Annotated in this window: 23 protein-coding genes; 8 read left to right on the forward strand and 15 right to left on the reverse strand. The window is 74.4% G+C overall.

Going from position 1 to position 23,938, the window contains the following annotated elements; all coding sequences use genetic code 11:
* Positions 1-113 precede the first annotated feature (113 nt).
* The 5 genes from ACIP4P_RS17310 to ACIP4P_RS17330 form a co-directional block, all read right to left on the reverse strand.
* Positions 114-524 carry a roadblock/LC7 domain-containing protein gene (locus ACIP4P_RS17310; protein WP_400919171.1) on the reverse strand — a complete coding sequence of 137 codons (411 nt, stop codon included), beginning with the start codon at positions 522-524 and terminating at the stop codon, positions 114-116.
* Positions 521-3,427 (reverse strand): nitrate- and nitrite sensing domain-containing protein, encoded by a 2,907-nt coding sequence (locus ACIP4P_RS17315; protein WP_400919174.1) that lies wholly within the window; start codon positions 3,425-3,427, stop codon positions 521-523. The genes ACIP4P_RS17310 and ACIP4P_RS17315 overlap by 4 nt, the downstream gene beginning before the upstream one ends.
* Before the next feature lie 70 nt (positions 3,428-3,497).
* On the reverse strand, positions 3,498-4,448 hold the full coding sequence (locus tag ACIP4P_RS17320; RefSeq protein WP_400919177.1) for an MHYT domain-containing protein: 951 nt from the start codon (positions 4,446-4,448) through the stop codon (positions 3,498-3,500).
* Between the two features lie 401 nt (positions 4,449-4,849).
* The gene (locus ACIP4P_RS17325) at positions 4,850-6,217 is read right to left on the reverse strand and encodes a cytochrome P450 (protein ID WP_400919180.1); all 1,368 of its coding nucleotides are present in this window, start codon (positions 6,215-6,217) and stop codon (positions 4,850-4,852) included.
* Positions 6,218-6,376: 159 nt separating this feature from the next.
* Positions 6,377-7,444, reverse strand: a complete 1,068-nt coding sequence (locus tag ACIP4P_RS17330) for an RNA ligase (ATP) (RefSeq protein WP_400919183.1) — start codon at positions 7,442-7,444, stop codon at positions 6,377-6,379.
* Between the two features lie 384 nt (positions 7,445-7,828).
* On the opposite strand from ACIP4P_RS17330, the gene modA reads away from it, so the two are divergent.
* From modA to ACIP4P_RS17345, 3 genes are all read left to right on the forward strand, one after another.
* Positions 7,829-8,695, forward strand: coding sequence for a molybdate ABC transporter substrate-binding protein (modA, locus tag ACIP4P_RS17335; RefSeq protein ID WP_400919186.1), 867 nt, complete (start codon positions 7,829-7,831; stop codon positions 8,693-8,695).
* Positions 8,696-8,841: 146 nt separating this feature from the next.
* Complete coding sequence (locus ACIP4P_RS17340) at positions 8,842-9,672, forward strand: ABC transporter permease (RefSeq protein ID WP_400919786.1); 831 nt, start codon at positions 8,842-8,844, stop codon at positions 9,670-9,672.
* Positions 9,673-9,703: 31 nt separating this feature from the next.
* Positions 9,704-10,798: an ABC transporter ATP-binding protein gene (locus ACIP4P_RS17345; RefSeq protein ID WP_400919189.1), complete on the forward strand. Its 1,095-nt coding sequence runs from the start codon at positions 9,704-9,706 to the stop codon at positions 10,796-10,798.
* Positions 10,799-10,847: 49 nt separating this feature from the next.
* Here ACIP4P_RS17345 and ACIP4P_RS17350 read toward each other — a convergent pair whose 3' ends face one another.
* Both ACIP4P_RS17350 and ACIP4P_RS17355 read right to left on the reverse strand, forming a co-directional pair.
* On the reverse strand, positions 10,848-11,555 hold the full coding sequence (locus ACIP4P_RS17350) for a response regulator (RefSeq protein ID WP_400919192.1): 708 nt from the start codon (positions 11,553-11,555) through the stop codon (positions 10,848-10,850).
* Positions 11,552-12,889, reverse strand: a complete 1,338-nt coding sequence (locus ACIP4P_RS17355) for a sensor histidine kinase (protein ID WP_400919195.1) — start codon at positions 12,887-12,889, stop codon at positions 11,552-11,554. Before ACIP4P_RS17355 ends, ACIP4P_RS17350 begins: the two co-directional genes overlap by 4 nt.
* Positions 12,890-13,070: 181 nt before the next feature.
* Between ACIP4P_RS17355 and ACIP4P_RS17360 the strand changes: the two genes are divergently transcribed.
* The 3 genes from ACIP4P_RS17360 to ACIP4P_RS17370 are packed head-to-tail and all read left to right on the forward strand — an operon-like array spanning position 13,071 to position 15,497.
* Positions 13,071-13,988: an ABC transporter ATP-binding protein gene (locus ACIP4P_RS17360; protein WP_350513366.1), complete on the forward strand. Its 918-nt coding sequence runs from the start codon at positions 13,071-13,073 to the stop codon at positions 13,986-13,988.
* Positions 13,985-14,716 carry an ABC transporter permease gene (locus ACIP4P_RS17365; RefSeq protein ID WP_400919199.1) on the forward strand — a complete coding sequence of 244 codons (732 nt, stop codon included), beginning with the start codon at positions 13,985-13,987 and terminating at the stop codon, positions 14,714-14,716. The genes ACIP4P_RS17360 and ACIP4P_RS17365 overlap by 4 nt, the downstream gene beginning before the upstream one ends.
* 34 nt (positions 14,717-14,750) lie before the next feature.
* On the forward strand, positions 14,751-15,497 hold the full coding sequence (locus ACIP4P_RS17370; protein WP_400919202.1) for a hypothetical protein: 747 nt from the start codon (positions 14,751-14,753) through the stop codon (positions 15,495-15,497).
* Positions 15,498-15,637: 140 nt separating this feature from the next.
* Here the strand turns inward: ACIP4P_RS17370 and ACIP4P_RS17375 are convergent, their stop codons facing one another.
* From ACIP4P_RS17375 to ACIP4P_RS17385, 3 genes are all read right to left on the reverse strand, one after another.
* Positions 15,638-16,366, reverse strand: coding sequence for an aminoacyl-tRNA hydrolase (locus ACIP4P_RS17375; RefSeq protein WP_400919204.1), 729 nt, complete (start codon positions 16,364-16,366; stop codon positions 15,638-15,640).
* Positions 16,367-16,468: 102 nt separating this feature from the next.
* Positions 16,469-16,945: a hypothetical protein gene (locus ACIP4P_RS17380; RefSeq protein ID WP_400919207.1), complete on the reverse strand. Its 477-nt coding sequence runs from the start codon at positions 16,943-16,945 to the stop codon at positions 16,469-16,471.
* Positions 16,946-17,073: 128 nt separating this feature from the next.
* On the reverse strand, positions 17,074-18,003 hold the full coding sequence (locus tag ACIP4P_RS17385) for a hypothetical protein (RefSeq protein ID WP_400919210.1): 930 nt from the start codon (positions 18,001-18,003) through the stop codon (positions 17,074-17,076).
* Positions 18,004-18,127: 124 nt separating this feature from the next.
* Between ACIP4P_RS17385 and ACIP4P_RS17390 the strand changes: the two genes are divergently transcribed.
* A complete protein-coding gene (locus tag ACIP4P_RS17390; protein WP_350513347.1) occupies positions 18,128-18,499 on the forward strand; it encodes a YbjQ family protein in 372 nt (123 codons plus the stop codon).
* Positions 18,500-18,634: 135 nt separating this feature from the next.
* Positions 18,635-19,762, forward strand: a complete 1,128-nt coding sequence (locus tag ACIP4P_RS17395; protein ID WP_400919213.1) for an NAD(P)-binding domain-containing protein — start codon at positions 18,635-18,637, stop codon at positions 19,760-19,762.
* A 37-nt stretch (positions 19,763-19,799) separates the two neighbouring features.
* On the opposite strand, the gene paaE is transcribed toward ACIP4P_RS17395, so the two are convergent.
* The 5 genes from paaE to paaA are packed head-to-tail and all read right to left on the reverse strand — an operon-like array spanning position 19,800 to position 23,773.
* Positions 19,800-20,930 (reverse strand): 1,2-phenylacetyl-CoA epoxidase subunit PaaE, encoded by a 1,131-nt coding sequence (paaE, locus tag ACIP4P_RS17400; RefSeq protein WP_400919216.1) that lies wholly within the window; start codon positions 20,928-20,930, stop codon positions 19,800-19,802.
* Positions 20,931-21,494 carry a 1,2-phenylacetyl-CoA epoxidase subunit PaaD gene (gene paaD, locus ACIP4P_RS17405; RefSeq protein WP_400919788.1) on the reverse strand — a complete coding sequence of 188 codons (564 nt, stop codon included), beginning with the start codon at positions 21,492-21,494 and terminating at the stop codon, positions 20,931-20,933.
* A 41-nt stretch (positions 21,495-21,535) separates the two neighbouring features.
* Positions 21,536-22,459 carry a 1,2-phenylacetyl-CoA epoxidase subunit PaaC gene (gene paaC, locus ACIP4P_RS17410; RefSeq protein ID WP_400919219.1) on the reverse strand — a complete coding sequence of 308 codons (924 nt, stop codon included), beginning with the start codon at positions 22,457-22,459 and terminating at the stop codon, positions 21,536-21,538.
* A gap of 13 nt (positions 22,460-22,472) precedes the next feature.
* Positions 22,473-22,766: a 1,2-phenylacetyl-CoA epoxidase subunit PaaB gene (paaB, locus tag ACIP4P_RS17415; protein WP_030056311.1), complete on the reverse strand. Its 294-nt coding sequence runs from the start codon at positions 22,764-22,766 to the stop codon at positions 22,473-22,475.
* Positions 22,763-23,773, reverse strand: a complete 1,011-nt coding sequence (gene paaA / locus ACIP4P_RS17420; RefSeq protein ID WP_400919222.1) for a 1,2-phenylacetyl-CoA epoxidase subunit PaaA — start codon at positions 23,771-23,773, stop codon at positions 22,763-22,765. The genes paaB and paaA overlap by 4 nt, the downstream gene beginning before the upstream one ends.
* Between the last annotated feature and the right edge of the window lie 165 nt (positions 23,774-23,938).

The raw sequence follows: 23,938 nt of genomic DNA on the forward strand, positions 1-23,938 counted from the left end.
CGGGTTGCGGGGCGGCCGGCCGGGCTCGGCCGGCGGATGCTCCGGATGTCGCTGGTGGTACGGATGGAAGGCGGGCGCCGCCTGGTACGGGCGGTCCGGGTGGGCCACCGCACTCACCCGCCGTGCACCGCACGGGGCGGGGCGCTCAGGTGCTCGCCGACCCGGCGGACCAGCCGGGCCATCTCGTAGGCGACCAGCCCGAGATCAGCCCGGGCGGTGGCGAACACGGCCAGGCAGGTGCCCTCCCCGGCCGCCGCGACCAACAGGTAACCGCCCTCCAACTCGACCATGGTCTGCCGGACTTCACCCGCACCGAAGTGCCGACCGGCCCCCTTGGCGAGGCTGTGGAAGCCGGAGGCGACGGCGGCCAGGTGCTCGCCGTCCTCGCGGGGCAGGCCGGCCGAGGTGCCCATCGCCAGACCGTCGGCGGAGAGCATCACGGTGAACCTGACCTCGGGTGCTCGCTGGACCAACTCGTCGAGGAGCCAGTTCAGTTCCCCCGTGCGGTGGGTGGTGCCGATCACGGCCGGTCTCCTTCGGGTCGGATGGCGAGTCGCTCTTCGGGGCGGGGTGCGGACGGGTGGCGGCGCGGCGGTCGGGCCAGGGCCGGGTCACTGCCCAGGCCGGTGCCGCCACCGGTGCCGATGCCGACGTCCGCGCCGACACCCGCCCCGCCCGGCGGTTCGTCCGGCCGCCGGTCGTACCGCAGGCCACGGGCCCAGCCGCTCTGGAAGGCGGACATCGCCGCCCGCGCCTCCTCCGGACTGCGGGTCGCGGGATCCGCACCGGCCCCGGCGGGCCTGCCGCGGCGGGCCGCCGGAGCGACCCCGCTCGGCGTCTCCCGCAGCTGCGGGACGAGGCTGGCCTGGCGCACCCGGCGCGGCAACTCGTCGTCACCCGGGGCAGATTGAAGCCCGTCCGGCGGCGGCGCGGCCGCCGGACGGTACGGCTGCGGCGAACCGGGCTGCGGACGGGAGGCCGCACCCGGGCCCCCGTCCGCAGCCGGTCCGGCCGTCCGGGCACCGGTGGCCCGGAAGGGGGTGCTGCGCGCCGGTCCGGGCTCGTCGCCCCGGACCCCGAAGGGCAGCAGCGCCCCACCCTCCGGCAGCGGCCCACCCGCCGCCGGAAGCTCGATCCCCGCCGTCCCGCCGCCCAACCCGAAGCTCGGGAGGGCCGGTTCGGGTGCGGGCCGGTCCGGCGCCGCGGCGGCCTGCGGCCACACCGTGCCCGCTGCCGCGGGGGCCGCGACCGGAACGGCGGCCGCCGCAGGACTCGGGACGGCGGCAGGAACCGGGGTCGGGTGCGGGTCCGGGTCCGGGCCTCGGCTTCCGGACCGCACCTCCGGCACCGGAACGATGTCCAACTCCGGCACCTCGTCCAGGTCTTGACCGTTCCCCGCGCGCCCGTCGGCCAGCAGCCCGGTGGGCAGCAGCACCACCGCCGTCGTACCGCCGTACGCCGAGGTCACCAGCGAGACCCGCACGCCGTGCCGCCGGGCGATCCGGCTGACCACGAACAGGCCGAGCCGGTCACTGTCGAACAGGTCGGTCTGTTCGACGGCGGCGATCCGCCGGTTGGCGGCGACCAACGCGGTCGGACCCATCCCGAGCCCACGGTCCTCGATCTCCACCGCGTAACCGTTGCCGACCCGTTCGCCGCGGATGTGCACCCGGGTGTGCGGCGGGGAGAACCCGGTGGCGTTCTCGACCAGTTCGGCCACCAGATGGGTGAGGTCGGCGACGGCATGGCCGACGACCGCGGCGCGCGGCAGCGGGTGCACCTCGACCCGGGCGTACTCCTCGACCTCCGAGACGGCCGCCCGCACCACGTCGACCAATGGGACGGGCCGCCGCCAGGCCCTGCCGGGGGCGGCTCCGGAGAGGATGATCAGGCCCTCGGCGTGGCGGCGCATCCGGGTGGTGAGGTGGTCCAGCCGGAACAGGTCGGCCAGCTCGGACGGGTCCTCGGTGCGCCGCTCCATGGCGTCCAGCAGGGTGAGTTGGCGGTGCACCAGGACCTGGCTGCGACGCGCCAGGTTGACGAACACCCCCGACACCCCGGACAGCACCTCGGCCCGTTCCACCGCCGCCGTGACGGCCGCCCGTTGCACCGTGCCGAGCGCCCGGTGTACCTGGCCGATCTCGTCGTCGCGGCCGGTCGGCCGGGGCACCTCGGTGTCGACGTCCACCTCCTCCCCCGCGCGCAACTTCCGGATCGTGGCCGGGAGTTTGCGGCCGGCCAGGTCGAGTGCCGAGTTCCGCAGACCGGTCAGCTCGGTGACCAGGCCGCGGCCGATCTGCACCGAGATCACCAGCGAGGCGATCACCCCGAGCAGACCGAGCAGCACGGCGCTCCCGGCCGGGGTGAACAGGCCCAGCGCGTAGGGGTTCTGGCGATCCTCGGCGATCCGCCCGGCCCGGTCGGCGACGCCGCGCAGCCCGTCGGCGACGTTCCCGGCCACCACCGCCCACCGGTCCGCGGGCACCGCCGCGACGGCGGCCCGGCCGTCGACGGCGGTACGGACCTTCTCCTCGTAGCCGACCAGTTCCCGGTGGTCCGCCCCACCGGTGACGGCGAGCAGCGCGTCCCGGTCGGCGGGGCGCAGGTCGGCGGCCGCTCCCCGCTCGAACTCGCGCCGGGCGAAGGCCGTACCGGAGAACTCGCGCAGCTGGTCGTCGCCCAGCCCGCCGGTGAGCTCGGCGGAGCGCAGCAACGCGTCCTCGCGGGAGAGGAGTTCACGGGCGCGGTCCAGGTCCGACCGCATCCGGGCGTCGGCACCCGACCGGGCGTCCTGCGGCGGGGTGACGGCCCCGGACACCGCCAGCGCCTGGTCCACGGCCGCACTGTACGCGGCGTACGTCTCGGGCCAACCCACGCTCCGGGTCAGCACCTTGTCGCGCAGCGCGGGCAGCGCGGCGAGGGAACCGCCGAGGGCGTCCAGCCGGGCGGCGGCGTCGGCGCCGAGGCCCTGGGCGTCGGCGCGGTTGTAACCCTGGCCCGGGTGGCGGGGATCCGGGAAGAGCGGGGCGATCGCCCGGTCGGTGGCGGCGGCGGCCGTCCGCAGGGCGCTCTCCCGGGCGGCGGCGGGCACCGTCCCCGGGACGAGCCCCGGACCGGCCAGCAACTGGCCGGCGGCGGCACGCTCGGCCTGCAGCCCGGCGACCGTGTCGGCGACGGGGGTGAGCAGGGTGCGCTGGGCGTCACGCAGCCGCAGCAGGTCCCAGACGCCCTGGGCGGTGGTGACGGTCGCGAAGCCCCAGAGGGCGATGACGGAGACGACCGGGACCATCAGCAGGGCGATGATCCGCGCGCGGACGGTCCGGGGACGCAGCCCGCGCAGCCAGGGGCCGGGGCGCGGCGGCCGGGCGGGCGGCCCGGCGTGGGCACCTCGGCGGGCGCCGGGGGCGGTACCGCGGTCTTCTCGCATGGGTGTGGGGCCTTTCGGGCGGCAGGGCGGCGGGGTCGGCAGGGGGAGGCGGGGTCCGGTGCGCGGCGGTTCAGGCCGCGCGGCCGTGACCGTAGGGCTCGCCGCCGTGGCGGCCGCCCTCCGGATCCGCGCCGTACGGATCCACGCCGTACGGGTCCGCGCCCAACGGATCGGCGCCGTACGGGCCGTGGCCGGGCTGCTCCGGGAGCGCCGGGCCGGTCGATGCGTCCTCCGCCTGCGCGGCCGGGCCGGGGAACTCCTCGACGCCCAGCTCCCCCGCCGCCAGGTACCCGGCCCGCTCCTGGGCGGTCGGGGAGAGCGCGACGAAGGCGGAGGCGAGGAACAGGAACGAGCCGAGGCCGACGGCGAGCGGGAAAACGAACTCCATCGGGCTGGCCCCGCCCAAAGCCGTGCGGGCGGGCTCCAGTTGGACATGGACGGCGGCCATGCCGAGGTAGTGCATGCAGCTGACGGCGAGGCCCATGCCCAGCGAGGCGGCGGCTGCGGCGTACACGTTGCGGATGGTGACGGCGGCCCAGAGCGCGGCGGTGGCGGCGCCGACCGCGACCAGGACGGACAGCGCGACCGTCCCCGCGTCGTAGTGCAGCCCGCCATGCATCCGGACGGCGGCCATGCCGAGGTAGTGCATCGCGGCGACGCCGACGCCGGTGGTGCAGCCGCCGCCCAGCAGGGCGAGGCCGCGGTGCCGGCCGTAGCAGACCACCGTCAGGCCGAGGCCGGTGACCAGCACCGCGACCAGCAGGCTCAACACGGTCAGCGGGACGCTGTACCGCAGTTCGGTGCCGTCGACGGCGAAGCCGAACATGGCGACGAAGTGCATGGTCCAGATGCCGGAGCCGATCGCGGCGGCGGCGGTGAGCAACCAGTTCCGGCGGGTGGCGCCCGTGGCGGCCAGGCCGCGCAGGGTGCAGCGCAGCCCGAGGGCGGCGCCGACGCAGGCCATCGCGTACGACAGGACGGGCGTCAGCCAGCCGAAGCTGAAGTGGTTGAGGGTGCCCATGGGACCTCCGGTCGACCGGTCGGGCCCGGGGCGGGAAGCGGTGCCTCCGGGCACCCCCGGCCGGGCGGACTGCACGCGCAGGACATATGCCAGACGCATGTGCGCTTTCGGCCCGGGGTGCGTGGGACGCTATCGACCGGCCGGAATCGGCCACACGAAGATCTGAAAAGCTGCACGCACGGCGGGAGCGATGTGTTCGAATGCTCCGGTCCTGTGCCCAGCGGCCGGTGATCGGCAGTCGGTGATCAGCGGCCGAAGATCGGCGCCCGATGCCTGGCGCTCGGCGGCAGCGAACAACAAACAGCGAACAACAAACAGAAAACGGATAACAGATGTTGAAATCTGTTATCCGTTCGCTGAAATCTGTCCGCTGAAATCCGTCAGCTGCCCGCTGTCAGCCGTCAGTCGACCGCCGTCACCCGCACCCGCATCGCACTCGCCGCCCGGAGCGTGATGCCCTGCGCCAGCGCCACCCGCCGGTCCACCACCTCGACGTCGAAGTCCCGCAGCAGTACCCCGAGGGTCAGTACCGACTCCAACATCGAGAAGTGCTGCCCGATGCACGCCCGCGGCCCGCCCCCGAACGGGAACCAGGCGTACCGGTGCCGGGCCTTCTCCTCCTCCGGCAGGAACCGGTCCGGGTCGAAGCGCTCCGGGTCCGGCCAGTGCCCCGGGTGCCGCTGGGTGACCAGCGGCGCGACCACGAGCTGCGCCCCCGCCGGGATGACGTGCCCGTCGATGACGGTCTCCTCGACCGCCCGCCGCCCGATCAGCGCCGCCGCCGGGAAGAGCCGCATCGCCTCCTTGAGCACCCGGGTGAGGTACGGCAGCCGCTCCAGGTCCGCCGCCGTGGGCGCCCGCCCGGCCAGGACGGTCCGCGCCTCCTCCTGGGCGAGCTTGCGCTGCTCCGGGTGCTTGGCCAGCAGGTGCAGCGCGAAGGCCAGAGAGGTGGCCGTGGTCTCGTGCCCGGCGAGCAGGAACACCAGGACCTGGTCCCGGAGTTCGTCCGCGTCCAGCTGCTCGCCGTCGTCGCCGCGGGCCCGTCCGAGCAGGGTCAGCAGGTCGTCCGCGTCCTCGTCGCCACCGCCCCTCACGGCCCGCTCGGCGATGATCCGGTCGCAGATCCCGTACAGCGCCCGCTGGGCCTCGGCGCCGCGCCGGTTGCCCGGCGTCGGCCAGGTGCGCGGCAGTCGGACCGGTGCGAAGCCGCGTTCCATGATGTACTCGCCGAGCACCGGGAAGCTGCGGTTGATCACCTCCACCGCCTCGTCCACATCGGCCCCGAAGAGGATCCGGGCGACCGCGCGCAGCGCGAACCGGGACATCTCCTCCGACGCGTCCACCACCCCGCCCGGCACCGCCCGCCAGCGCTCGGCGAGCGCCTGCGCCTCCTGCGCCAGCGCGTCCGCGTACCCGTCCACCCGGCGCCGGGTGAACAGCGGCTGGATCAGTCTGCGCTGGCGCTGGTAGTCGGTGTCCTGGCTGGTCAGCAGCCCGTTGCCGACGCTGCTCCGCAGTTCGTCGTAGAAGTTGTTCTCCTTGCGGAAGTTCGCCGCCTCGCTGCCCAGCACCTGGTGGGCACCCTCGGGCGAGAACACCCCGTAGAACTCCATCCGCAGCCCGGGCGGCCCGACCACGAAGCGCACCACGTCCCCGTGGTCGCGCCGGGCCGCGAGGTAGGTGCGCAGCGGCCGGCGGGTGAGCTCGAAGAGCGAACCGACCAGGGGGTTCCCGGCCGGTCCGGGTATGACGGCGGTGGTGGCGGCCATCGGCACTCCTTCCGGACGTCCTCGGCGCTGGCTGCGCTTGGTGACCCCTCAACCTTACTGACGGGTATTCAGCCGAGGAAGCGTCGGGAGACCGCGCACCCGGGAAAGCGCGCGCCCATGAGGGCGCGCGCCGGGGAGAGCCACGCGCCCGCGGCGGACTCACTCGTACTCGGTGCCGCCCTTGCGGGTCAGGTACGCGTCGCCGACCACCTTGGCGATCGCCCGCCCGCCCAGCAGCGGGCTCCAGCGCTCGACCACCGGCCGGACCACCACCCCCTCGCGCAGGTGGAGTTCGCGCCCGGAGTGGGCCTCCTTCCCCTGCGCGTGGGCCAGCACCGTCGCGGTGTCGAACGGCCCGCGCCACAGCTCGGTCACCAACGGCAGTTCGCCGTCCAGCAGTTCGGCGGCCGACAGCCAGTGCAGCTGTCCGGCCACCACGGCCGAGACGTCGAAGGCGGCGTAGCCGGGGCGTTCGGTGCGCGCGGAGACGCCGTACGTGAGGTCCTGCACGCCCTCGCCGAACACCTCGCCGAAGATGCCGACCCGCTCGGCGCCCAGCCGTTCGGCCAACCGGGCCGCCACCGCCGGGATGTCGTAGGCGCGCACCGCCCGCCAGTACAGGTTGCGCTCGTCCTCGACCAGCGCCAGTCCCTGCGCGCCGATCCCCTTGGACGAGACCTGCAGCTCGCCGGTGGCGGCGGTGTAGGTGACCAGGCAGCAACTGCCGTGCAGCTTCTCGGTCAGCACCACGGGCTCGCCGGGCTCGAAGACGTCGGGGTGGCGCTTGAGGTTCTCGATGTCCACCCAGGGCAGCAGGTCCGGTGCGCTGAGCACGTCGCCGCTCATCGACGTCGGCACCGGCGGCTGCCACTTGACGATCCCGAGCAGCTCGGCGAAGTCCTCGTCGCGCCCGGCGGCCGCCGCCAGGTCGGTGTCGGTCAGCGCGCCGGGCCGGCAGACGATGCCCTGCGACAGTTCCCCGCGCAGCCGGACCGCCTTCACCCGGTTCGCCCGGGAGCCGGCCAGCTTGCCGGTCAGGCCGAGCTCGCCGATCAACTCCTCGGGGAGGACGGCCTGTTCGGGGATGTAGACGGCGTGGTCGCCGGTCCGGTAGATCCCCTTCGCGACCACCGCCCGGTAGAGGCCGACCTGCGCCAGCTCCAGGGCGTCGGCGTTCGGGTGCTCCAGGATGACCAGTCGCTCGGCGGTGACGCGCAGCGTGGACATGGGCGGACTCCTCCCCGTGGATCCGTTCGGATCGACCAGTGGGCCCGGGCGGCCGACACCCGGCCGCACCTACGGGCTGCGCCCACTCTGACCTCTCGACCGGCCGGAACGCGACGGGTTTTCCACCGGCTCCGCACCGCACAGCCCGCGCCAACCCGGCCAACCCCGCCAACCACACGAACCCCGCGAACGCCGCCAACCCCCGGACGATCCGTGCACGTTTGAGCCTTCGCACAGCGGCCGCGAGCCCCCTGCCCCACCTCCGCTGTGCGATGCGACAGAGGATTTATCGCTCGCATCTGCGGCACTATGATCGCCGTAATGGCCGCACCTGCAACCACACCCCCGCGCCGCTCCCGGCGCGAACCCTGGAGGGCAAGCCCGATGAGCACCCGCACCACCGCCTCCCGCCGACTCGCCGCGGCCACCGCCGCGGTCCTCGTCCTCGGCCTCGGTGCCACCGCCTGCAACAGCGACGACGGCAAGTCCTCCGGCTCCGCCTCCTCGGCCGCCACCACCGGCGCCAGCACCGGCGCGACCTCCGCCGCCGACGGCTCGGGCGCCGTCCCCAAGGCCAAGGGCGGCATCACCGTGTTCGCCGCCGCCTCGCTCAAGGAGACGTTCACCGAGCTCGGCAAGAAGTTCGAGGCCGCCAACCCGGGCACCAAGGTCACGTTCAACTTCGGCGGCAGCTCCGCCCTCGCCACCAGCATCAACTCCGGTGCCCCGGCGGACGTCTTCGCCGCCGCCAGCCCGGCCACCATGAAGACGGTCACCGACGCGGGCGGCGCCAGCGGCCAGCCGACCACCTTCGTCCGGAACACCCTCACCATCGCGGTGCCCAAGGGCAACCCCAAGCACATCGCGGGCCTGAAGGACCTCACCGGCTCCGGCGTCAAGGTCGCACTGTGCGCAAAGGAGGTGCCGTGCGGGGCGGCCGCCCTGACCGCGCTGAAGGCCGCCGACCTCAACCTCACCCCGGTCACCCTGGAGCAGGACGTCAAGGGCGCGCTCACCAAGGTCGAACTCGGCGAGGTCGACGCCTCGCTGGTGTACAAGACCGATGTGCAGTCCGATGCTGCGAAGATCGACGGCGTGGACTTCCCCGAGGCCGCCAAGGCCGTGAACGACTACCCGATCGCCGCGCTCGCCAAGGCGCCGAACAAGGACGGCGCGGCCGCCTTCGTGGCGTACGTCCGGTCGCCCGAGGCCAAGCAGGTGCTGACCGCGGCGGGCTTCCAGGCACCGTGAACGACGGCACCACCGGCCGCGCCCCGGACCCCGGCACCGGGCCGGACCAGCACCAGGACCAGGACCAGGACCAGGACCAGGACCACGGACGGGACCACGGACGGGACCACCGCACCGACCCGGCGCCGGCCGGACCCGCGCAGCCCCTGCCGCGCGGCCGGAGCACGCGGCTCCGGAACACGCGGCGCCGCCCGGGATCGCAGCGGGTCCCGGTCACGCTGCTGCTCCCGGCGCTGCTCGGCCTGGCGTTCCTGATCCTCCCGCTGGTCGGACTGCTGGTCCGGGCGCCCTGGAGCGGTCTGTCCGAGCAGCTCACCAGCACCGCCGTCTGGGACGCCCTGCGGCTGTCGCTGGTCTGCGCGACGGCCGCCACCGCGGTCTCGCTGGTCCTCGGCGTCCCGCTGGCCTGGCTGCTCGCGCGTACCGAGCTGCCCGGCCGGCGGGTGATCCGGGCGCTGGTCACCCTGCCGCTGGTGCTGCCGCCGGTGGTGGGCGGGGTGGCGCTGCTGCTGGTGCTGGGACGGCGTGGGATCGTCGGCTCCTGGCTGGACTCGGCCTTCGGCATCACCCTGCCCTTCACCACCACCGGCGTGGTGATCGCCGAGGCCTTCGTGGCGATGCCCTTCCTGGTGATCAGCGTCGAGGGCGCGCTGCGGGCGGCCGACCCCCGGTACGAGGAGGCGGCCGCGACGCTGGGCGCCTCCCGGCTGACGGCGTTCCGCCGGGTCACCCTGCCTCTGATCGCCCCGGGGATCGCCGCCGGCGCCGTGCTGGCCTGGGCGCGGGCGCTCGGCGAGTTCGGTGCGACGATCACCTTCGCGGGCAACTTCCCGGGCCGCACCCAGACCATGCCGCTGGCCGTCTACCTGGCCATGGAGTCCGACCCGGAGGCCGCGATCGCGCTGTCGCTGGTGCTGCTGGTGGTCTCCGTCGCCGTGCTGGTCGGGCTGCGCGACCGCTGGATGTCGACCCCGTGACCGAGGCCGCCGAACCGAGGACGCCGAACCGATGAAGCCACCGACCGCCACCGGCGCCCCCACCGGCACCGGCACCGCCCTCGACGCCCGCCTGCGGGTCGACCGCGCGGCCTTCGCCCTCGACCTGGCGCTCACCGCGGCCCCCGGCGAGGTGGTCGCACTGCTCGGCCCGAACGGCGCGGGCAAGTCCACCGCCCTGCGCGCCCTGGCCGGCCTGCTCCCGCTCACCGGCGGCCACCTGCGCCTGGACGGCCACGTCCTGGAGGACCCGGCCCGACGCCTGCACACCCCCGCCGAACAGCGGCCGGTCGGCGTGGTGTTCCAGGACTACCTGCTGTTCCCGCACCTCAGCGCGCTCGACAACGTCGCCTTCGGCCCGCGCTGTCAGGGCCGCCCCAAGCGCGAGGCCCGGGCCGAGGCGGCGGCCTGGCTGGAGCGGATGGGCCTGGCCGGGCACGCCTCGGTGCGCCCCGGCCGGCTCTCCGGCGGCCAGGCCCAGCGGGTGGCACTCGCCCGGGCCCTGGCGGTCCGCCCCCGACTGCTGCTGCTGGACGAGCCGCTGGCCGCCCTGGACGCCCGCACCCGGCTCGACGTACGGTCCCAACTGCGGCGCCATCTGGCCGAGTTCGAGGCCGTCGCGGTGCTGGTCACGCACGACCCGCTGGACGCGATGGTGCTGGCCGACCGGCTGGTGGTGATCGAGGACGGCCGGGAGGTGCAGTCCGGCAGCCCGGCCGAGGTCGCCCGTCGGCCGCGCACCGACTACATCGCCCGCCTGGTCGGCCTGAACCTCTACCAGGGCCGGGCCGAGGGCACCCTGGTCACGCTCCCGGACGGCACCGTCCTGACCACCGCCGAGGACCTGTCCGGCCCGGCCTTCGTGGCCTTCCCGCCCTCGGCCGTCACCCTGTACCGGGAGCGGCCGCAGTCCAGCGCCCGCAACCTGTGGCGGGCCGAGATCGCCGGGCTGGACCTGCACGGCGACCAGGTCCGCGCCGAACTCACCGGCACCCTGCCGATGGCCGCCGACCTCACCCCCGCCGCCGTCGCCGAACTGGGACTGGCCCCGGGCGCGACGGTCTGGGCCTCGGTCAAGGCCACCCAGACCCACGCCTACCCGGCCTGACCCGGCCCGCCCCTGCCCCTGCCTTCCGAGGCGGCCCAGGAACGGCCCGCTACTCAGCCGGCTCGACGAACCCCGACTCGTACGCGGCGATCACCGCCTGGGTGCGGTCCCGCGCGCCGAGCTTCGCCAGCACACTGCTGACGTGCGTCTTCACCGTCTGCACCCCGAGCACCAGCCGTTCGGCGATCTCCCCGTTGCTGAGCCCGCGCGCCATCAGCCGCAGCACCTCGGCCTCGCGCCCGGTCAGCGCCGCCCGGTCCATCGCCGCGCGGGCGGCCGGGTTGCCGTGGGTGGCGGCCAGGCGGCGGATCGCGGCCGGGAACAGCAGCGACTCGCCGGCCGCCGCCAGCCGTACCGCGTGGACGATCTCGGCCGGCCGGGAGCGCTTCAGCAGGAAGCCGTCGGCGCCCGCGCGCAGCGCCTGGTAGACGTAGTCGTCGTTCTCGAAGGTGGTGATGACCAGGATCTTCGGCGGCCGCTCCCCGGGCGCGCCGGGGCGCAGCAGTTCGCGGGTGGCCGCCAGACCGTCCAGGACGGGCATCCGGACGTCCATCAGCACCACGTGCGGCCGCACCGCGCGGGCCAGCGCGAGCGCCTGCGCCCCGTCGGCCGCCTCGCCGACCACCCGCAGGTCGCCCTGGGCCTCCAGCACGGCCCGCAGCCCGGCCCGGACCAGTTCCTCGTCGTCGGCGAGCAGGATCTCGATCACGCCCGGCACGCCCCCCGTCCGACCGCCGCCCGCAAGATCATTCGTCACGAGCCCAAGCGTAGGGGCAGCCGCACCTGGAGCACCCACTCCGCACCGTCCCCGGCCTGCGGACCGCCGACCGCACCGGCGGCCGCACCGGCCCCCGCACCCGGGACCGGCCCGGACGGTCCCGCCACGGCCTCGCCGCCGAGCAGCACGGCCCGCTCCCGGATCCCGCGCAGGCCCTTGCCGCCCTTGCGCGCACCACCGGCCCGCCCCGGCACCGCCACCAGCCGGTTGGCGCAGCGCAGCTCCAACTGCCCGTCCCGGACGGCGATCCGGACCCCGACCGGTTCGCCGGGCGCGTACTTGAGCGCGTTGGTGACACCCTCCTGGACGATCCGGTAGGACTCGCGCGAGAGCACCCCGGGCACGGCCCCGGCCGACACCTCGATCCGTGCCTCGACCGGGCTGCCCGCCGCCCGGGCGGTGTCGAACAGTGCGGGCAACTGGTCGATCCCGGGCTGCTCGGTGGCCGTCCCACTGCCCACCGCGCCGATGCCCGCCGCCCCCTCACCCGCACCCGCCGGGTCGGCCGGCCCGCCGCCCGGCCGGGTCTCGCGCAGCAGGACCAGGGTTCGTTCGAGGTCCTCCATGGCCTGCCGCCCGGTCTCCTCGATGACTTCGAGCGCCCTGGCGACGAAGGCCGGATCCCCGACCTCGCGCGCCGCGCCCGCCTGGAGGACCGTCACCGTCAGGGCGTGGCCGATGGAGTCGTGCAGCTCGCGGGCCAACCGGTTGCGCTCCAGCAGTCGTTCGGCCCGCAGTTCGGCCTCGGCCAGCCGCTCCGCCGGGGACGGCCCCAACAGCCGCTCGGCCATGGCGAGTTGGAGGCGACCGGCACCGACCACCAGCCAGCCGTAGCCGAACAGCAGCACCGGGGCGAGCACCAGGTAGCGGGCAGCGTCCGGCCCGGTCAGCCGGTCGAAGAAGCCGGACAGGATCCCGAAGGTCGTCACGAAGCCGATCGCCGAGCCGAGCACCGTCCGCCCGATCAGCCAGCCCGCCGTGCGTCGCCGGTCGGTCCAGGTGCGGGAGGGCTCGACGCCGATGTCCTCCTCCCGGTCGGGCACCAGCAGCAGCCGCGCCTGTACCCCCTCGGCCCGCCGCGCCGCCGGGATCAGCGCGACCAGCGCGAGCAGCACGACGTCCAGCACGACGGCCTTCACCACGATCTCGCCGAGGCTCCGGTGGTACGTCCCCGGGTAGATCAACAGGATCACGCCCGCGAAGATCCACCCGACCACCAGGTGCAGCACTCGGGCGTAGGTGGCGCCGGCCAGCAGCGGGGCGAACAGCCTGGTCGCTCCGGTGCGGATCCGGGAGGCGGTGATTCTCGGCACCGGTCCATCCTGCCAGTTCACCGGCCGTTCCCGACTCCCCCGCGGGACTGCCGCCGGTCTCCCTCCCGGGAGGGAGACCGGTCCCCGCCGCGGCGGGATCCCCCGGACCGGCCCGCTCCGGTCGAATGGAGCCACCGCCCGACGCATCGGCGGTGACACCTGCGAGGAGGGGACGGCGGCCGTGATCGAGATCCAGGGCCTGACCAAGGAGTACGACGGCAGGCGGGTCGTCGACGACCTGTCCTTCGAGGTCCGGCCCGGCGTGGTGACCGGCTTCCTCGGCCCGAACGGCGCCGGGAAGAGCACCACCATGCGGCTGGTCCTCGGCCTGGACCGCCCCACCGCCGGACGCGCGCTGGTCGGCGGCCGGCCGTACACCGAACTCGACCAGCCGCTGCGGCAGGTGGGCGCGCTGCTGGACGCCCAGGCCCTGCACGGCGGCCGGACGGCGCGGGGCCACCTGCGCTGGCTCGCCGCGAGCAACGGCCTGCCGGAGCGGCGGGTCGGAGAGGTGCTCGCCCAGGTCGGGCTGGCGGAGGCGGCCGGGCGGCGGATTCGCGGCTTCTCGCTCGGGATGCGCCAACGCCTGGGCGTGGCGGCCGCCTTGCTCGGCGACCCGCCGGTGCTGCTGCTGGACGAACCGGTCAACGGCCTGGACCCGGAGGGCATCCGCTGGATCCGCACCCTGCTGCGCGACCTGGCCGCGGAGGGCCGGTCGGTACTGGTCTCGTCCCACCTGATGACCGAAATGGCCCTCACCGCCGACCACTTGGTGGTGATCGGCCGGGGTCGACTGCTGGCGGACTCGGCCACCGCCGAGTTCATCGAGCGGCACGGCCGCAGCAGGATCCGGGTCCGGGCCGTCAACCCGAGCAAGCTGGCCGCGCTGCTCGGCGCCGCGGAGCGCGGCTTCAATGCCACCGAAGTCGACGACGGAGCCTGGGAGTTGACCGGAGTCGATGCGGAGCGGATCGCCGCCCTGGCGGCCGCGAACGGCGTGGTGCTGTACGAGATCGCAGCCCAACAGGACTCGCTGGAGGAGGCGTTCATGCGGATGACCGCCGACAGCGTCGAGTACCGGACGGAGCCCGCCGGATGAACCTCGCCGCCCTCCGCGCCGAACGGATCAAGCTCACCACCCTCCGCTCGCTCTGGCTCCCACCGCTGATCGCCGCCCTGCTCACCGGCGGTGTCACCACGGCCGTCGGGTCGATCCTCGGCGGCACCGACCACACCATCACCGACGACCCCGGCGTCGGGGTCTTCTACGGGCTCAACTTCGGCCAGGCGGCCCTGGTCGCCTTCGCGGTCCTGCTGATCGGGCAGGAGTTCAACACCCGGATGATCGACGTCTCGCTCGCCGCCGTCCCCCGGCGCGGCCGACTGTACGGCGCCAAGCTGGCGTTGGGCGCCCTGGTCGGGCTCGGCGCGGGCGCGGTCGGCACCGCGGGCGGCTTCGCCGGGTACGCGGCCACCGTCCCCGGCGACTGGCACGGACCCGCCTTCGTCCGGGCGGCGACCGCCGGAGTGCTCTACCCGCCGTTGCTGGTGGTGCTCTGCCTCGGGGCGACCGCGATGCTGGGCAACCTCACGGCCGCCATGGGCCTGCTGGGCCCGACCGTCTTCCTGCTCTCCCCGCTGCTCGCCGGCGTCCCCGGAGCCCGGGACGCCGTCCAGTTCCTGCCCGACCGGGCGGGCCAGTACGCACTGCACTACACCGACGACCCGCACACCGTGTACGGGCACTGGACCGGGCTGCTGATCATGGCGCTCTGGACGGCCCTGGCGGCGTACGGCGGCCTATGGGCCCTGCGGCGCGCCAAGTGACCTCGAACCGCCCCCGGACGAAGGAGAGATGAGGATGAGCCTGGGCAACGCCCTGCGCGCCGAACGGATCAAGTTCACCACCCTGCCCTCGCAGTGGGCAGCCCCGCTGGCCGCCCTGGCACTGACCGTCGGCATCACCGCGGCCGTCGGCGCCGCCGAGGGCGCCCCGGCACCGGGCTCGGGCAAGGATCCGGCCAACATGATCTACTACGGGCTGCTGTTCGGCCACGTCGCCGTGGCCTGCCTCGGAATCCTGCTGATCGGGCAGGAGTTCAACACCCGGATGATCGGCACCTCGCTCACCGCCGTCCCCGGGCGCGGCCGACTGTACGGCGCCAAGGTCGCGCTGGGCGCCGGACTGGGCCTGCTGCTGGGCCTGGTCTCGACCGCCAGCTGCTTCCTCGCCGTCCGCACCGCCGCCGACCTCGACCTCTCCACCCCCGGCCTGACCCGCAGCTTCGTCGCCGGGGTGCTCTACCACCCGATGATGGTGCTGCTCTGCCTCGGACTGACCGCGATGCTGGGCAACTTCAGCGCCGCCCTCGGCCTGCTCACCCCGATGGTGTTCCTCGGCACCACCTGGCTGGGCGCGATCCCCGGCGTGCGCGAGGCCGGCCAGTTCCTCCCCGACCGCGCCGGCCTGTACGCGATGCGCACCCAGACCGAACCGGGCATCCACTACGGCCACTGGACCGGACTGCTGATCATGGCCCTCTGGACCGCCGCGGCCGTCTACGGCGGACACCGGTCGATGCAGCGCTACCAGGCCTCGGGCGGGTAGCGGGCCTCAGCCCGGCGACGGCGACGGCGGCAGACAGATAACAGAAAACAGCTGACAACTTTCGAAATCTGTTATCTGTTCGCTGTCATCTGTTTGTCGTCATCCGTCTGCCGCCTGCTGCCTGCTGCCCCCACTCCCCGTCACCGCAGCGCCGGGTGCTCCGCGATCACCGTGCAGCTACCGGGGGCGATCTCCGTGAAGCCCGCGTCGTGGACCACCGGCAGCCCGCTGCGGACCAGTTCCTCCCACGCCTCCGGCGTGGCCGTACGGACCGCGAGCGCGAAGCCCGACTCCGCCCACTCCTTGCGCCGCACCTCGTCCAGCCGCCACCAGGCGAGCTGCGCCGCGTGCCCGGTCTGGGCCATCGTCTTGCCCGCGCTCATCTCCAGCGTCGGGTTGAGCCAGAGCACCGGCACCCCGGCCTCGGGCGCCCCGACCTCGGCGGTCTCCTCCAGGTCCGTCCCGGAGACCTGCAGCTTGGCGAGCTCCTTGGGCCAACCGTCCAGCGGGATCGGCGGGAACACCCGCACCTCCGCCTCGCGCCCCCGCACGGTGATCCCCGGCAGCTCCGCCGCCCGACGCCACTCCCCGCCCCGGGCCCGCCGGACCACCTTGCGGATCCGGGCGTCCTCCCAGGCCGCGACCCGCTCCGCCCACTCGCCGTCCGCCGCGGTCACCCGGGGATCGGCGAGCAGGGTCAGCACGGCCCGGGCGGAGGTCTCCAGCGCGTCCGTCCGCCCGGGCGGCGTGGCCCGCTCCATCCGGACGACCAGCGGCAGTACGTACTGCGGCCGCGCGTCACGGTCCTCGGGGCCGGGGACGTCGTCAGGGGCGGGAACGGGGGCCGGGGCGTCGAACGGAGAAGTCACCCGTCCAGCATGCCAGCCACGCCCCCGACGCCTCGGTCCACCCCTGGTCCGGCGCTGGTCCGGCGCTGGTCCGGCGCCGGGTCGGCCCCGACCGGCGAACGCTCAGCGCAGCCGCTGCCGCAGCTCCTCCACCGCCACCCGGATCCCCGCGCCGTAGGCGTCCTCCGGCAGCGCGTCCAGGCTCCGCACCGCCCGTTCGAGCTGCTCGCGGGCGAGGTCGGGCTCGCCGAGCTTGAGGTGGTCGGAGGCCAGGTTGAGGTGCAGGGAGGGGTAGAAGGCCCGCACCTGGAGGGCCGACTCATAGGTCCGGGCACGCTCGGCGGTCAGCGAGTCCGCGGCCGCGAGGGCCCGCCGGTCCCACTCCAACTCGGCCCGGGGGTCCTCCTGGAGGTCGGCCAGATAGTGCGCCAGGACGCAGCGGTGGAAGACGTCCCGCTCCCCCAGCTCCTCCCACAGGGCCTCGAAGCTGGAGCGTGCCTCGGCGGTCCGCCCGCGCTGCGCCGCCCGCACCCCGTCCAGCCCGAGCGCGATCCGCCCCAGGGCCGACTCGTCCACCCCCGGCACCGCTCCCGAGGGCACCCCTCGCTCCCCGGACGCACCGGCTGCACCGGCTGCACCGGCCGGACCGGACACGCCAGAAACGTCGGACACATCAGACACATCGGACATGTCGGCAGCCTAGCCGCCCGGGCCGGGCCGACGCCCGTTCAGCGCCGGTACCCCCGCTGCGGGTCCCGTTCCTCCGCGTCCTCGTACATCAGGAACCACCCCTCCGGATGCGTGGCCGCCAGCAGCAGTTCGGTGCGCTGCTCGGCGCCGAGTTCCGGGTCCCCGTCGTCCGGCCCGAACACGCCGAACAGCTCGTCGTGGCAGCCGTCCCAGTCGTAGTCGTACAGGTCGGCCGGCAGGTCGCCCATCATGTCGGCCACCGATTCGGGCTGGGAGCCCAGCAGCGTCCGGGCGTCTACCAGGGCCATCCGGAGCGCGAGCTCCTCCGCCAGGCAGCGGGGCAGCGGCCACTCGCCGAGCGCGAGGTCGTCGGCCAGGTCGTCGAAGGCGCGCGACATGGTACGGCGCCAACTCCGGTGCAGTCGCCAGGTGCGCTGGGGCAGCCGGGCGAACACCGTCCAGTCCACGTCCTCGCCGTCGACCACCGGGTCGTCGCCGTGCTCGTCGAGGTCGTCGTAACCGGCGTCGGCGAGGCCGAGCAGCTGGGCGTGCAGCAGGCACGCCGTGCGCGGGGTGAGGGTCCAGTCGGCGCCCGCACCGCCGTCCTCGTCCTCGCCGTCCAGCGGGAACAGTTCGGCGAAGTCCGGGGTGAAGTCCTCGGTGACGCTGATCTCCAACGTGCCGCCGATCGCCTCGACCCCGGGGATCGCCGCCACCAGCCGGTCGGGGTGGAGCAGCGCGCCGAGCGCCGCGTTGGCGTCCTCGGCGACCTCGCGCAGCAGTTCACGGCGCTGGCCGGCCGGGTCGATGCCGTCGAAGTCCAGTTCCTCGACGGCCCTGATCGCGGCCGCGCGCAGCGCCGGCCAGTCGGTGATCCGCAGGCCCAGCACCACCGTCGCCTCGATCTCCGGCGCGCCGGAGTACTCCGCCGCGCCCGGCCCCTGCGGATGATCGCTTCGCTCGCCCATGGGGCTACGGTACGGCTTTTCCGCCGCCCGATCACCGGTCTGTACCAGCTTCCGGAGAGCTTCTCGGCCACCGCCCCGCCGCGCCTCCGTCACTCGAACGCACGACACGGGCAGGATGGGCCCCATGGCTGACATCAACGAGTACGGCGGCGGGCAGGGCCCGAACGCCGACGTCATGGTCGTGACCACCAACGACATCCCCGGTTACCGGGTCGACCACGTGATCGGCGAGGTCTTCGGACTGACCGTGCGCAGCCGCCACATCGGCAGCCAGATCGGCGCCGGGCTGAAGTCGCTGATCGGCGGCGAGCTGCGGGGTCTGACGAAGACCCTGGTCGAGAGCCGCAACGAGGCGATGCAGCGACTGATCGAGCAGACCAAGGCGCGCGGCGGCAACGCGGTCCTGATGATGCGCTTCGACGTGACGGAAGCTGCGGACGTCGGCACCGAGGTGTGCGCGTACGGCACCGCCGCGGTGATCTCCCCGCTCGCCTGACGCCCTTCCCGTTGCTCTCCCACTGATCTCCCGCTGATCTCGCTGTCCGCCCCGGTACGGGAACAGGCAGCGACCCCCCGATGTTTCACGTGCGTGACTGTTTACGGTGCAACCAACGCAGCCGGTCAGCGACGCGTGGACGTCCTGGTGGTGGGCGCCGGACAGGCAGGACTGTCCGCCGCCTACCACCTCCGCCGCCGCGGCTTCGCCCCCTACCGGGACGGCGTCGACGGCGGCTTCGTCGTGCTCGACGCCGACGCCGCCCCCGGCGGTGCCTGGGCGCACCGCTCGCCGTCGCTGCGGATGGCCACCGTGCACGGCTTCCACGACCTCCCGGACGCCGAGCTCCCGCCGGTCGACCCCGAGGCCCGCGCGCGCGAGGTGGTGCCGGGGTACTTCGCGGCGTACGAGGCCAGGCACGCGCTCCCGGTCGTACGCCCGGTCGCGGTCCGCGCCGTACGCGCCGAGTCCGAGCGCCCCGACTCCCGGCTGCTGGTCGAGACCGACCGCGGCACCTGGTCCACCCGCGCGCTGATCAACGCCACCGGCACCTGGACCCGCCCCTTCCTCCCCCACTACCCTGGCCGCTTCGCGGGCCGGCAGCTGCACTACGCCGAGTACCGCGGCCCCGAGGAGTTCGCGGGCGACCGCGTCCTGGTGGTCGGCGGCGGCGCCTCGGCGATCCAGGTGCTGTCGGAGGTGGCCGCGGTCGGCGAGACGGTCTGGGTCACCCGTTCCGAACCCGTCTACCACGAGGGCCCGTTCACCCCCGAGTACGGACGCGCGGTGGTCGCCAAGGTCGAGGAGCGGGTCCGCCAGGGCCTGCCGGTGCGCAGCGTGGTGAGCGTGACCGGCCTCGGCCCCTCCGTCGCCTACCGCCGCGCGGAGGAGCTGGGCGCGCTGCACCGCCGGCCGATGTTCGACCGGCTCACCGAACACGGGGTGGCCTGGGGCGACCAGGAGCTGGCGGTGGACGCGATCGTCTGGGCGACCGGCTTCCGCCCCGAGGTCGGCCACCTCGCCCCGCTCGGCCTGCGCTCTCCCGGCGGCGGCATCGCGCTCACCGGCACCCGTGCCACCGCCGACCCGCGGGTCCACCTGGTCGGCTACGGCCCGTCCGCCAGCACCGTCGGCGCCAACCGGGCGGGCCGCGCCGCCGTCAACGACCTGGTCAAGCTGCTCGGGGACCCGACCGAGGCCCCGGCTGAGGAGCCGGTCGGGGAGTCGGCCGAGGAGCCGGTCGCGGCCCCGGTCGCGGTCTGAGACCGGTCAGGGGCCGGCGGTCGGCGCCGCTCGGGTGTCAGCGGTCGTAGTCGACGGTGACCCGTTCGGTGACCGGGCGGGCCTGGCAGGTGAGCACGTAACCCGCCGCCAGCTCCTTCTCCTCCAGCGCGAAGTTGCGCCGCATCTCCACCTCGCCCTCGGTGACCAGGGCCCGGCAGGTGCCGCAGACCCCGCCCTTGCAGGCGAAGGGCAGGTCGGGGCGGGAGCGCTGGGCGCCGTCCAGGATCGAGCGGTCGCGCGGGAGGGTGAGGGTGCTGCCGCGCCCGTCCAGGACGACGGTGACCTCGCTGCGCTCGCCGGGCGCGCCCAGGACGTCGCCGTCGGGCCCGTCCCGGTCCTCGTCGCGTTCGGCGAGCGGCTCGTCCTCCGCGTGGAACAGCTCCTGGTGCACCCGCTCGCCGGGCACCTCCAGTTCGGCGAGCAGTTCCTTCGCCCCGGCGACCATGCCGAACGGGCCGCACAGCCACCAGTGCCCGACGGCGCCGACGTCCACCAGCGCCGCGAGCAGCGCCCGGACCCGCTCCGGGTCCAGTCGGCCGCTGAGCAGTTCGGCGTCCCTGGTCTCCCGGGAGAGCACGTGGACCAGCTGGAACCGGCCCAGGTAGCGGTCCTTCAGGTCGGCCAGCTCGTCCGCGAACATGACGGTGTCGCTGCGCCGGTTGCCGTACAGCAGGGTGACGGTGGAGCGGCGGTCGGCGGCCAGCACGGAGGCGGCGATCGACAGCATCGGGGTGATGCCGGAGCCGGCCGCGAGCAGCACGTGGTCGGCGGGGACGCCGAGCTCGGGGGTGAACAGGCCGGACGGGGTCAGCACCTCGACCTCCTCGCCGGGCTGCGCCTCGCGCACCAGCCAGCGCGAGAACAGCCCGCCGGGCACCTCCCGGACCGCGATCCGCAGCGGCCCGCCGACGGGGGCGCAGATCGAGTACGAGCGGCGCTCGTCTACGCCGTCCACCACCTTGCGCAGGGTCAGGGTCTGCCCGGGCCGGAACGCGTACTCGGCCGCCAGGCCGTCCGGCACCTCGAAGGCCACCGCCACGGCGTCCTCGCAGAGCCGCTCCACCCGGTCGATCCGCAGCCGGTGGAAGGACGGGCGGCGGGCGGGGCGGACGGCGTCGGGCTCCGTCACAGGGGTCGCGGCGGGCATTCAGATCTCCTTGACGCGTTCGAACGGCTCGCGGCAGGCGCGGCAGCGCCAGAGCGCCTTGCAGGCGGTGGAGCCGAAGCGGGACAGCTCCTCGGTGTCGCCGTCACCGCAGTGCGGGCAGGTCACCGGGGCCACGGCTCCGGTACGGGTGGGGCCGAGGGTCAGCGCGACCGGGCCGGGCGCGGACCCGGCCGCGACGGCCGAGGTCGGGTGCGGCGGGGCGATGCCCGCCTCGGCGAGCCTGCGACGGCCCTCCGCGGTGATCAGGTCGGTGGACCACGGCGGGTCCAGCCGCAGCCGTACCCGGACGTCCGGGTACCCGGCGGCACGCAGCCGGCGGTCCACGTCGGCGGCCATCTCGGCGACGGCCGGGCAGCCCGAGTAGGTCGGGGTCAGCCAGGCGGTCACCGTGCCGCTGCCGCCGTCCACCTCGACCTCGGCCAGCACCCCGAGGTCGGCCAGGGTGAGCATGGGCAGCTCCGGGTCCGGGACGGCCGCGGCGACCTGCCAGGCCCGGTCGCGGGCGGTGGTCGCCGTCTCCGCCGTGCCCGCCGTGCCCGTCACCGGGTCCGCCGTGGCGTCCACCGTGACCTCCGCCACGCCCGTCACCACGTCGCCCCCGGGTGTGCGCGGGCCAGCACCTGCAGCTCGGCGAGCAGCGGGCCGAGCGCCTCCGTGTGCACCCCGTCCCGGCCGGCCCGGCCCAGCACGGTGGCCAGCGGCGGGACGTCCGGCACGGTCAGCCCGGCCTCGGCGACGACCGCGCCGAGCTCGCGCAGCACCGGATCGCGCAGCGTCGCCGGGTCGACCCCGACCCGCAGCTCCACCGGGTGAGCGGTGAACAGCTCGTCCAGCAGCGGCCAGACCGCGTCCAGCCCCACCTGCATCCGCTCCGCCGAGTACGGCGTGCCGTCGCCGAGCCGCAGCGTCCAGGCGGTGGCGTACTCGCGGTGGTACGCCAGCTCCTTGACGCCCCTGGCGGCGACCGCGGCCAGCACCGGGTCCGGGTGTCCGGCCAGCGCCTCGTACAGCGCGCCGCGGGCGGTGGCGAACAGGAGCAGCCGGGCGACCGAGTAGGCGAAGTCGCCGTTCGGGGTCTCCACCAGGCGGACGTTGCGGAACTCGTGGTCCTCCCGCCAGTACGCCAGGTCGTCCTCGGTCCGGCCGGAGCCGTCCGCCTGGCCGGCCCGGGTGAGCAGCAGGCGGGCCTGGCCGAGCAGGTCGAGGCCGAGGTTGGCGAGCGCGACCTCCTCCTCCAGCTCGGGCGCCCTGGTGCACCACTCGATCAGCCGCTGGGCGAGCACCAGGACGTCGTCGCCGAGCATCTGGCAGTAGGCGGCGAGGTCGGCGCCGTCCAGGCCGGCGGGCAGGGTGGTGTCCACGCCGAGCAGCGGGTCGGCGAAGCCGGTCCCGTACGCCCAGCGGCCCTCGCCCTCCGGGCCGGGGGTGGCTCCGGCGAGGCTGAGGTAGACGTGGTCGTCCTCGGCGGCAGACGCGGCTGGTGTGGTGGGCGTGGTGTGGTCGTGCACGGTGGCTCCCCCGTCAGATGTGCGGGACATCCTCGGGGATGTCGTAGAAGGTCGGGTGGCGGTAGACCTTGTCGCCGCTGGGCTCGAAGAACGGGTCGCGCTCGTCCGGGGTGGAGGCGGTGATCGCGTCCGAGCGGACCACCCAGAGGCTGACGCCCTCGTTGCGGCGGGTGTACAGGTCCCGGGCGGCGAGCAGGGCCATCCGGTCGTCGGCGGCGTGCAGCGAGCCGACGTGGACGTGGTTCAGTCCGCGCCGGGGGCGCACGAACACCTCGTACAGCGGCCAGCCTGCCTTGGACTCGGTCACTTCGCGTTCTCCTCATCGGTGCGCGGCCGCTCGGCGGCATCGGTCTGCGGCTGCTCGGCGGCGCGCTTGGCGGCGTAGGCGACGGCCGCCTCGCGCACCCAGGCGCCGTCCTCGTGGGCGGCCCGGCGGCGGTCGACGCGCTGGGCGTTGCACGGGCCCTGGCCCTTGATGACCCTGGTCAGTTCGGACCAGTCCGGCTCGCCGAAGTCCCAGCCGCCGCGTTCCTCGTTCCGGCGCAGCGCGGGGTCGGGGAGGGTGACGCCGAGGTGCTCGGCCTGCGGGACGGTCATGTCGACGAAGCGCTGCCGGAGCTCGTCGTTGGTGTGGCGCTTGATCCGCCAGGCCATCGAGCGGGCGGTGTTCGGGGAGTCCGCGTCCGGCGGGCCGAACATCATCAGCGACGGCCACCACCAGCGGTCGACGGCGTCCTGGACCATCCGGCGCTGGGCCTCGGTGCCGCGCATCAGGGTCATCAGGAGCTCGTAGCCCTGGCGCTGGTGGAAGGACTCCTCCTTGCAGATCCGCACCATCGCGCGGGCGTACGGACCGTAGCTGCAGCGGCAGAGCGGGACCTGGTTGCAGATCGCGGCGCCGTCGACCAGCCAGCCGATCACGCCGACGTCGGCGAAGCTGAGGGTCGGGTAGTTGAAGATCGAGGAGTACTTCTGGCGGCCGCTGATCAGCTTCTCGGTGAGCTCGGCACGGTCGACGCCGAGGGTCTCGGCGGCGGCGTAGAGGTAGAGGCCGTGGCCCGCCTCGTCCTGGGCCTTGGCGAGCAGGATGGCCTTGCGGCGCAGCGAGGGGGCCCGGGTGAGCCAGTTGCCCTCGGGTTGCATGCCGATGATCTCGGAGTGGGCGTGCTGGGCGATCTGGCGGATCAGGGTGGCCCGGTAGGCGTCGGGCATCCAATCCCTGGGTTCGATCCGCTGCTCGGCGGCGATCACCGCGTCGAACCGGTCCTCCGGCGTCTGCGCCGGGACCGCCTCGGCCACCTCTGCTGTCACCACGGTCCCCTCTCCTGCCTTCACTACCGACTGACCGTTCGGTCGGTACCATTCTGCGCGGCGAGGCGGAGGGATGGCAAGGGATGGCGAGGGGAGGCGACGGCGAACAAAAAACAGATAACAGCTGACAGACTCTGAAATCTGTCAGCTGTTATCTGTTATCTGTCA

Origin of the sequence: Kitasatospora sp. NPDC089509 (assembly GCF_044749365.1) — a bacterium.
Classification (GTDB): domain Bacteria; phylum Actinomycetota; class Actinomycetes; order Streptomycetales; family Streptomycetaceae; genus Kitasatospora.